Raw genomic sequence first — 9,132 nt, forward strand, 5'->3', positions numbered from 1 at the left:
TTATCATGGTGGTGTGTTATAATTTTGCAATTTAAATATAGCAACTTTGCTATATCCAAACGCCGCCACTTTTTAAACGTTTAGGACGCAAGTGATATTACTTTTGATTTCTTACTGCGTGATGCCAAAAGATTAATCAATGTCATCAAGCAATATTTGATTCTTCCTACCTTATACTACTTTCTTTTATTCCTTACCTTTTTTGTTCACGAGATATGGGCAAGCTTGATTTTTAAATGTTAACTAGCGATATACATTGTGTTTGGCATAATCATAAAATTCAATATTAAGAACAAGGTCATTACTGGTTTTGGCATCCTGCTATTTATTTTCTGAAGCATGCTATTTTCCTGAAAGTAATATAGTAATTGGCGGTCGTCTGATAACGAATATCCTTAGCAATGTCTTCTACACGAAATCATCGATTTATTATTATTAAATAACAGAATGCTTTAACATCTGAAAATTGGAATGAAAAAAAAGCAGAAGTATTATCGAAGACAATCTCCTACTAAAAAAAGGAAAAGAAATGTTGTAAAAAGTGTTCCTAATCACTATAAGAGAAGAAAAAGATCTCCACTCATGGTGTTTTTTATAATTGTAATTCTAATAGCATTGATTATAGCTTTTATTGTTCAAATAAAACATACCTATTTACACTATAGAGGGATAAGACATTAAAATTTTCATAAACGCAGTGTAAAGTTATTCTTAGACAAGATTACTGGTGTATTTGGATAAGAATAAGTATTTAAAATTTTTAAGCCTAATATTTTAAGATTAATCAAACAATGAAAGAAAAAACCGTTTTAAATGTAAATAGAGTAAAACTCACTTATCTTTATTTGCCACTTATTCTACTGTTAATAATAACCATTTATATTTATTTAAATGATGCTTTTTCTATTAATTCGTATATAGAAATTCAGAAGGAAGCTTTTTTTTACCTAAATTTTGAATTAGCAAAATTTCCACTAATTCAATACAATCTGACACAACTAGGAGATGCTTTTATTTTTCTCTCCTTACTCACACCTTTATTAGTTTATATACCTAAATTATGGGAAGCACTTATATCAGCTAGTATTATTTCTGGTTTAATATGCTCCCCTTTGAAATGGTTATTTAAAGTTCCAAGACCAGCATCAGCGTTTCATGAAAATAGTTTTGTGATTATAGGTAAAGCATATTATGGAAGCAATAGTCTTCCTTCTGGGCATTCGATTACAATTTTTACTGTCCTGACTGTTGTTCTTTTAGTTTTAATGCCTGCAGATAAGTATTTTAAGCTTCTTTGGACGTCATTTATTGTTTGTTTAGGAATTATATTATGTCTAACGCGAGTCGCGGTAGGAGCTCATTTCTTATTAGATGTTTTATTCGGAAGTATTATAGGCTATATTTCTGGAATACTAGGGATTTTATTTATTAAAAGATATGGAATGTGGAATTGGATTGGTAAAGGAGAAAACTATCCATTATTTATTGCTCTATTTTTTGGATCTATTGTATTTGGGATTTTTAAAATTGTAAATAGTAATTTATTTATCTTTTATTTTTCTTGTTTAAGTTTGTTTGTTTCGTCATTTATTCTTTTGATGAGATATATTAAAAGGTGACATTTTTAAAAATTGTGGAATTAACAGATGGTATATTTCTGAGGAAGTAAAATTGTTAGACTGGAGTGAACATTAAGGTAAGAGAATTTAACAACTTAACAGAGTTATGTCAAGAGAAAGAAAGGTTTACACCAATAGCAATAAAGATTCCAGATATGGGAATAGTATATTTCGTGGGAGTGTAAAATAAACTGTGTCATTGGCTGAATTACCTCCTCGCGAGAAGGTAATTCAGCCACTTTGCTTATTGCAAATCTAACACCATTCTTCCCGAAAATCAAATTGCTAATTTCTGTGCCGTAGTTCCCCAATTGGCCAGTGGCATCGTCCATTTTTTCTTAATGTTTTTATGTGCTAAATAAACCAATTTCAATAACGCCAAGTCTGAAGTGAACGCACCTTTGGTTTTAGTGACCTTACGGACCTGGCGATGGAATCCTTCGATCGTATTGGTGGTGTAGATCAATTTTCGGATGGATTTATCGTATCGGAAATAGATGGTCAGACGATCCCAGTTACGCCGCCACGAGTCGATGACCACCGGATACTTTTCACCCCATTTATCCTGAAGTTCATCCATCCGCAGTCCGGCAAGATCCAATGTATCGGCTCGGTAAACTGGTTTTAGGTCGTTCATAAATTCCTTTTGGTCCTTACTGGTCACATACTTTAAGCTATTACGGATCTGGTGCACGACACAGGTCTGTACTTCAGTGTCGGGAAAAACACTCTGTATCGCTTCAGAAAAGCCTTTTAGATTATCGATACAGGCGATTAAGATATCCTCCACACCCCGGTTCTGTAAATCGGTCAGTACGCTCAGCCAAAAGTTAGCACCCTCATTTTCCGAAACATACATCCCCAGTAAATGCTTGTGCCCTTTTCGATCAACGCCAAGGATATTGTATACTGCTCGAGAAACAAAACGATGGTCTTCTTTAACCTTGTAATGCATGGCATCCATCCACACGATCGTATAAAGAGAATCCAGGCTTCTTGATTGCCATTCCTTGACCTCAGGAATGATCTTATCGGTAATGGAAGAAAGCGTACTGTGGCTGATGTCCGTATCGTACATTTCCTTGATGTGATTCGAAATATCACGCAAACTCATACCGAGCCCATACATACCCAAAATCTTCTTCTCAAGGCTCTCAGCTAAGATAGTCTCACGTTTCTTAACGAGCTGGGGCTCGAAGTTGGATTGACGGTCACGGGGTGTTTCAATATCGATCGTACCCTCCGAAGTTCGGATCTGCTTAATGGACTTGCCATTACGCCGATTACCACTGGAGCGCTGAGCCGCGTCCATGTGGCTCTCCATCTCTGCTTCTAACGCTGCTTCTAAAAACTTTTTCATTAATGGAGCAAAAGCTCCGTTATTGCCATAAAGTGATTCTCCGCTCCCTAACTGTTTCAGGGCTTTATCCTTCATGGACTCAAAATCAAAATCGCTTTCTTTAATATTCATAATACTATGTCAAAAATAATACTTCTATTTATTATCCTTGACACAGTCTATTTTACAGTCTCTTTTTCGTGGCTAATATTATTCTTAACAAGTACAGCATTGACTGCTCTTCCATCGCCAAGTATTTCTTGAACTTCCGTATTCAAATGTACTTCAATATTTGATGTGGCCATCACTCTAGCGAACATTGCTTTTTATGCTTTAAATTCATCTTTTCTAACCAACATGTGAACTTTATTATAAATCTTTGAAAAATAAGTAGCTTCTTCCGCGGCAGTATCTCCAGCCCCGACTATTGCAACATCTTGTCCTTTGAAAAAGAAACCGTCACATATAGCGCAGGCAGATACACCGAATCCATTATATTTTTCTTCCGATTCTAAACCTAACCATTTAGCTGTTGCGTTTGTTGCAATTATTACTGTTTGTGCAATAATTTTCTTTTATCCGTCGATTTCCAATATATGATTGCCGTCTGTTTTTGAAAAGTCAACTTTAGTTACATATCCAAATCGTATATCTGTGCCAAACCTTTCTGCTTGCATTCTGAGATCTTCCATCAGAATTGGTCCAGTTACTCCTTGAGGATATCCAGGGAAATTATCAACTTCAGTAGTTTGAGTCAGATGTCCTCCCGGAGTCATCCCAGTAAACATAACAGGAGAAAGATCTGCGCGAGCGGCATAAATTGCTGCTTTATATTCTGCTGGACCAGAGCCAATAATTACGCATTTTACGAACTCGTTTTCGATTGTTTTCATTGTAATGTTAATCTATTATCATATGTGTTGAAATCAAAATTAGAGCAAAAAAAATAAGAATCTATGTGAAATAAAACTTCCGAATAATTCGTCGAAATAGTCGATTATCAAATCTATTTTTTTTTAAAATTGATTTTCTATTCTTTGTGCTTTTCTAATCACAATTTTTGGAACTACTTTCAGAGGTTTATTATATTACTAAGATTTAAGAATCTGAATGCAATTTGGCTAATCCTTTTGGTAAGTCTTTTGAAAGATATGTTGGCGTAATTCTCAATAAAAATAGTCAAGGGAAAGAATATACTATTTCTGAAGAGATCGTATTTGAATACAAACGGAATTCACTCAAGACCTCTGATTGGATTGTCTTGTCAGATAACGAGAAAATATTCATCGAATGTAAAACAAAGAGATTAAGAATGCCTTCCAAAACATTAGAGAGATTTTCTGAAACATTGGAAGAGGATATTGATTTTATTGCCAGGCTTATATATGAATTTTATTCAACGTATACACACATTTAGTGTAAAATTTTGGTGTATTTGACTATTTAAATGTGTTAAAATTTTTCTTATCTTAGTGAAAGTATAGTAGTAGCCATAAAACTTGTTTGAATTTCAATTCCAGCGATTATTTTAGTAACCGGGGATATTTTTATTAATTATATTCGTTTAAGGTAATAGAGTTGCGGTTTTCGTATGAAAGTGTGTTGCTAAACTATGCTTAATTCTATAGGTTTTAATATTTTTTATTAGAAAATGGCAAGAGAGACTTTTATTTCCTACAAATATAGCGAGGCTAGGGGATTACGGGATAAAATTATTGATAAGTTAGGGAAGGACGCTGAATATTATAGAGGGGAAACTGCAGACTCTCCTAATTTGGTTACTACTTCGGTGGAAAACATAAAAAACAATCTAAAAGATATGATTTATGGAACATCGGTGACCATAGTTATAATATCCCCTAATATGATAAAAAGCGATTGGATAGAGTGGGAAATTGAATATTCTTTAAAAGAGATTAGCCGGGATGGGAGAGCGTCAAAAACAAATGGAATATTAGGTGTCATTATGAAAGTAAATGGTAATTATGATTGGATTGTTTCAAGGAGGAAAAATCAAGATGGTTGTATTTCAAGATATTTGGATACTAATTATCTATTTGACATAATTAAAAATAATCGTCTTAATTTAATAACTAATGATAGGTACACTTGTAAAACTTGTAAAACATTCGATCAATTGACTGGCTCATACTTTTCTATTATCGAAGAAGATGATTTTCTAACGGATCCAGCAAAATATATTGAAAATGCATATATGAAGAGTAAAAATTTATGGGACTACAAATTATGTAAAATAAGTTAAGGGGCATTTATTAAACTATTCACGTGAAAAATTTACTATCTAAAAAACTTTTATCAAGTGTTGCTAGCAGCTTAAATGAATCTGTTCAACTAAAAAATCAAGCTGAGAAAAAAAGGGAACGGAAAAAGTTTTCTTACGAGACGTCAGTATTCCTTTCACATAAGCATGATGAAAAGGACATTATTCAGCAAGCTATTGTACTTCTTAATAAACTAGGCGTGGACGTATATGTCGATTGGCTTGATTCGGGCATACCTGCCAATACGAATGAATATACGGCTACAAGAATTAAGGAAAAGATCAGAGAAAATGAAAAATTTATATTGTTAGCAACTGAACAAGCTATACGCTCGAGATGGTGCAATTGGGAACTGGGATACGGAGATGCATTTAAATATGGTGAAAATATAGCCATTATGCCTATTACAGAAAAGGAAGATAATATTTTCAGTGGATCTGAATACTTAAAAATTTATCCTATCATAACTTCTGAATATACATTCGTGCCTGGAACTTATTACGTTGAGCATAAAGGATCAAGGATACCATTACAAAAATGGCTACAAAAATGAAATTTACAGCAGAGCAAAAACTATTTATAAATCAATATATAACAGAAATTAACAACGGAGATGCTGCCATTTTTGCTGGAGCCGGGCTTTCTGCTGCTCTTGGTTTTGTTGATTGGAAAGGATTATTGAAAGATCTTGCAGAAGAGTTGAAACTGGATATAAAAAAAGAGCATGATCTTATTTCAATTGCACAATATCATACAAATAAATTCAATAGAGGTAAGATAAATGAAAAAATTAAGAATGAATTTACCTCACTTAGTAAGGGCAGTGAAAATCATTTTATTCTCTCTCGCTTAGACATTGATACTTTCTGGACAACTAATTATGACCAATTAATAGAAAAAACTTTAGAATCTTATGGGAAGACTGTTGAAAGAAAAATACGCAATGTAGATTTTGGTAGCAACATAAAGAAGAAAGATGCAATTTTATATAAGATGCATGGCGATAAAGACTCTCCGGATGAAGCGGTTTTGACAAAAGACGATTATGAAACATATAACGATAAGAAGGAGCTATTTTCTACTGCATTAAGGGGCGATTTGCTTTCTAAAACTTTCCTTTTTATTGGTTTTAGTTTTGATGATCCCAATCTTGAATATATATTAAGTAGAATAAGGATATTATTACGAGATAATACACCAACCCATTTTTGTTTTTTCAAAGAGGTCAATGAGGATGACTTCAAGGATGGGGGAAAAAAGCCAGAGGAAAATCATCAAGATTACATGTATGCCCATATCAGACAAGAATTAAAAATTGAAGACCTGCGACGTTATGGAATTAAGGCAATTCTTGTTAAATCATATTCAGAAATAACTGACATTCTTTCTGAGATAGAAAAAAGGATTAAAAGAAAGAATATTTTCATTTCCGGAGCTTCAGATGATTATACACCGTTTAGTGAGGAAAATGCTAAAAATTTTGTGCACTCTTTGAGCTATAAATTAGCGAGCAAAAAATATAAAATAGTATCAGGTTTTGGTATTGGTATTGGGAGTATTGTAATTAATGGTGCGTTGGATTATAAGTTAAATTCAAATTTTAGAAGTTTGGATGATCTATTAATTTTGAGACCTTTTCCTCAAGTTCAAACTGGAAGTTTAAGTTTAGAAGAAATGCGTACCATTAATCGAAATGAAATGATTTCAATGGCTGGAATCGCTATTTTTATTTTTGGAAACAAAAAGGAAGGAAATGATATCGTTAAAGCTGATGGAATGCTGGAAGAGTTCGATATTTGTTTAAAAAACAATATCATTCCAATCCCTGTTGGTGTCACGGGGTCAGTAGCTAAGGAATTATGGGAGACAGTCGTTAATGATCTTCCATCTTACTATCCTGACAACAATGAATTATATTCTAAGATTAGGGATTTGGGAGAAGAAAATCTTTCTATAAATTCTTTAACGGATAAAATTATCGAAACAATAGATATATTACAGAAGGTTTAGAAGGCGTTTGAGTTTTGTATACAATGAGGTGCTGTGGTCTCAAGTATTAAACAGAATGAACTGATATTAGGTAACGAGGGTATATTAAAATTTATAATTGTAGGTTATGATTGCCTACTTGATAATGATCGAAAAGAAAAAATTCTTTGATGTCTCGATCGATTTAAAAGTTTTGAAGTATCTACTAAACCTATAAATAGTGCTCAATGACAGAGGAAAATTTACAAGAAATTCTGGATGATGCAAATACAGGGGAATCAGCATCTATTCATAGAAGAGAATTGAAGAAGAATGTTGACATTGCAAAAGTGTGGTTAGAAAAAACCAAAAATGGAGTTCAGTTCGATCCACTTCCTTGTTTTTTTATCAAAAATGATGACGGTTTATACGTTGGGATAGTTTATGATATGATTTATGATCTCCATTGGTACATCTCACCTAATTTTAGAAAGAGAGGCCTTTTGACAAAGTCAATGAGGGAAATCATATTGCCATACCTGTCTCAGACTAGAGAGAAACAATCGATAAGCATCGATAGTTCACAATTGATCGATTTAAATTACGAGGCGTCTTTAAAAGTTGCTCAAAATTTAGGCTTTCAATTTGAATCCGGAAAAAGCTATGTTCTTGATTTGGAAAAATATTCTTTGGAGGAGTGGATTGAGGGAGAAAATAATGACCTTAGTCAAGAGCGGATTGAGTTTTTTAAAAATCAGCTTGAAACGATTTCGTATTCTCTCTGGAAGATTCAAACAGAGGTGGAAATGAATCTTGGCGAATCTGTTTTTACAGAAGAGGTACTCCAGTTAGTCGAAGAAATTAAAAGTAAAAGAGATATCCTTCAGGATGAATATTGGGATTTTAAGGGAATAAACTTATTGAAATAAAATTAGCTCTATGCTTCCAAAAAATTCTTCAAATTTTGCTCAAAACGAGGCGAAAAAGAGTTTGATCTATGATAGATGCTTATACGGTAGTGATTTAAGTCCGATCGATTATGGTGAAAAGTTTTGATCACTTCAACGATTGAAATGGAACAGAGGTCAAAGCTTGAATCTTTTTCGTAATCTGTATTAATCAATGCTATATACTCGTTGTAAGATATTTTAAAGTAATCTCTATCACTACTCATAAATTTTTGGTTTTTGAAAATTTATATGTCAATAGAATTTATATCTAAGATTAGTAAGTTTAAAGATTGAAAAATGTATTTTCAAATTTCTGCTGCTTTAGAATACTATTCTGAATCATCATTTATTCTTTTTGACCGAAAAATGAAATGTTGTTTTATTAAATCAATTAGATAATTATTTTTGTATATTACAAATTTAGTTCAGCTCTTTGCAATTTTGTGCATCATGATGTTACTTGGATAAAATCATCATTCAGTCAAGCTAGATGTTTTGTCTGCCGTGTATAATAGTGATCCTAGTTCGCCTCTAGAGAATTGGGTACTAATTCGATGTAAGGTGGCTTTATCAACGTGTTGTAAAACAGGTGAATAGTTTTCCGTGGTTTGAGAAATAATCTTGATTGAGGGTAAATCGAAAATAGCACATTTAAGAAATGAACTTAGGGAGACACAAATAGAAACTTGATGTGTTAAATAGGGCATGTTGACCACAAGAATATTGTACAGCGCACGTTTACACTTATTAAAAAAATCATTGTTATCTTAGTAAACATAAACTTTATTAATGCAAACTAAATTTTTACCAGCCGTCAATGGCGACTGTATTTGGATTTCCTTTTCCGATGAAAACGACCAGATTAGAAACATTATAATAGACTGGATATACTTGAACAAGCTGACCCCTCAAAATTGAATTAGAATTAGGGATGCGTAGTGCGTTTAAAGCTGTTATTCAACTGCCATACTGGC

General features: G+C 33.0%; 7 protein-coding genes and 1 pseudogene. 5 read left to right on the forward strand and 3 right to left on the reverse strand.

Going from position 1 to position 9,132, the window contains the following annotated elements; genetic code table 11:
- Positions 1-791 precede the first annotated feature (791 nt).
- On the forward strand, positions 792-1,619 hold the full coding sequence (locus L1283_RS27835; protein ID WP_286768323.1) for a phosphatase PAP2 family protein: 828 nt from the start codon (positions 792-794) through the stop codon (positions 1,617-1,619).
- Between the two features lie 277 nt (positions 1,620-1,896).
- Here the strand turns inward: L1283_RS27835 and L1283_RS27840 are convergent, their stop codons facing one another.
- Together L1283_RS27840 and L1283_RS27845 are read right to left on the reverse strand one after the other, a co-directional pair.
- The gene (locus L1283_RS27840) at positions 1,897-3,090 is read right to left on the reverse strand and encodes an IS256 family transposase (protein WP_286768322.1); all 1,194 of its coding nucleotides are present in this window, start codon (positions 3,088-3,090) and stop codon (positions 1,897-1,899) included.
- Positions 3,091-3,143: 53 nt separating this feature from the next.
- Positions 3,144-3,851: pseudogene (locus L1283_RS27845) on the reverse strand (NAD(P)/FAD-dependent oxidoreductase); the annotation flags it as partial.
- Between the two features lie 758 nt (positions 3,852-4,609).
- On the opposite strand from L1283_RS27845, the gene L1283_RS27850 reads away from it, so the two are divergent.
- From L1283_RS27850 to L1283_RS27865, 4 genes are all read left to right on the forward strand, one after another.
- Complete coding sequence (locus tag L1283_RS27850) at positions 4,610-5,221, forward strand: TIR domain-containing protein (RefSeq protein ID WP_088160829.1); 612 nt, start codon at positions 4,610-4,612, stop codon at positions 5,219-5,221.
- A gap of 23 nt (positions 5,222-5,244) precedes the next feature.
- The gene (locus L1283_RS27855; RefSeq protein WP_088160830.1) at positions 5,245-5,793 is read left to right on the forward strand and encodes a toll/interleukin-1 receptor domain-containing protein; all 549 of its coding nucleotides are present in this window, start codon (positions 5,245-5,247) and stop codon (positions 5,791-5,793) included.
- Positions 5,790-7,250, forward strand: coding sequence for an SIR2 family protein (locus L1283_RS27860; protein WP_198386063.1), 1,461 nt, complete (start codon positions 5,790-5,792; stop codon positions 7,248-7,250). Before L1283_RS27855 ends, L1283_RS27860 begins: the two co-directional genes overlap by 4 nt.
- A 206-nt stretch (positions 7,251-7,456) precedes the next feature.
- The gene (locus L1283_RS27865; RefSeq protein WP_088160832.1) at positions 7,457-8,137 is read left to right on the forward strand and encodes a hypothetical protein; all 681 of its coding nucleotides are present in this window, start codon (positions 7,457-7,459) and stop codon (positions 8,135-8,137) included.
- 8 nt (positions 8,138-8,145) lie between these two features.
- Here L1283_RS27865 and L1283_RS27870 read toward each other — a convergent pair whose 3' ends face one another.
- Complete coding sequence (locus L1283_RS27870) at positions 8,146-8,382, reverse strand: hypothetical protein (protein ID WP_088160833.1); 237 nt, start codon at positions 8,380-8,382, stop codon at positions 8,146-8,148.
- Positions 8,383-9,132: the final 750 nt, after the last annotated feature.

The organism is Sphingobacterium sp. HSC-15S19, from assembly GCF_050433745.1.
In the GTDB taxonomy this organism is placed as follows: Bacteria; Bacteroidota; Bacteroidia; order Sphingobacteriales; family Sphingobacteriaceae; genus Sphingobacterium; species Sphingobacterium siyangense.

Coding starts and splice junctions, on each gene's coding strand:
- L1283_RS27835 (WP_286768323.1), top strand. CDS start 792: ATGAAAGAAAAAACCGTTTTAAATGTAAATAGAGTAAAACTCACTTAT.
- L1283_RS27840 (WP_286768322.1), bottom strand. CDS start 3,090: ATGAATATTAAAGAAAGCGATTTTGATTTTGAGTCCATGAAGGATAAA.
- L1283_RS27850 (WP_088160829.1), top strand. CDS start 4,610: ATGGCAAGAGAGACTTTTATTTCCTACAAATATAGCGAGGCTAGGGGA.
- L1283_RS27860 (WP_198386063.1), top strand. CDS start 5,790: ATGAAATTTACAGCAGAGCAAAAACTATTTATAAATCAATATATAACA.
- L1283_RS27865 (WP_088160832.1), top strand. CDS start 7,457: ATGACAGAGGAAAATTTACAAGAAATTCTGGATGATGCAAATACAGGG.
- L1283_RS27870 (WP_088160833.1), bottom strand. CDS start 8,382: ATGAGTAGTGATAGAGATTACTTTAAAATATCTTACAACGAGTATATA.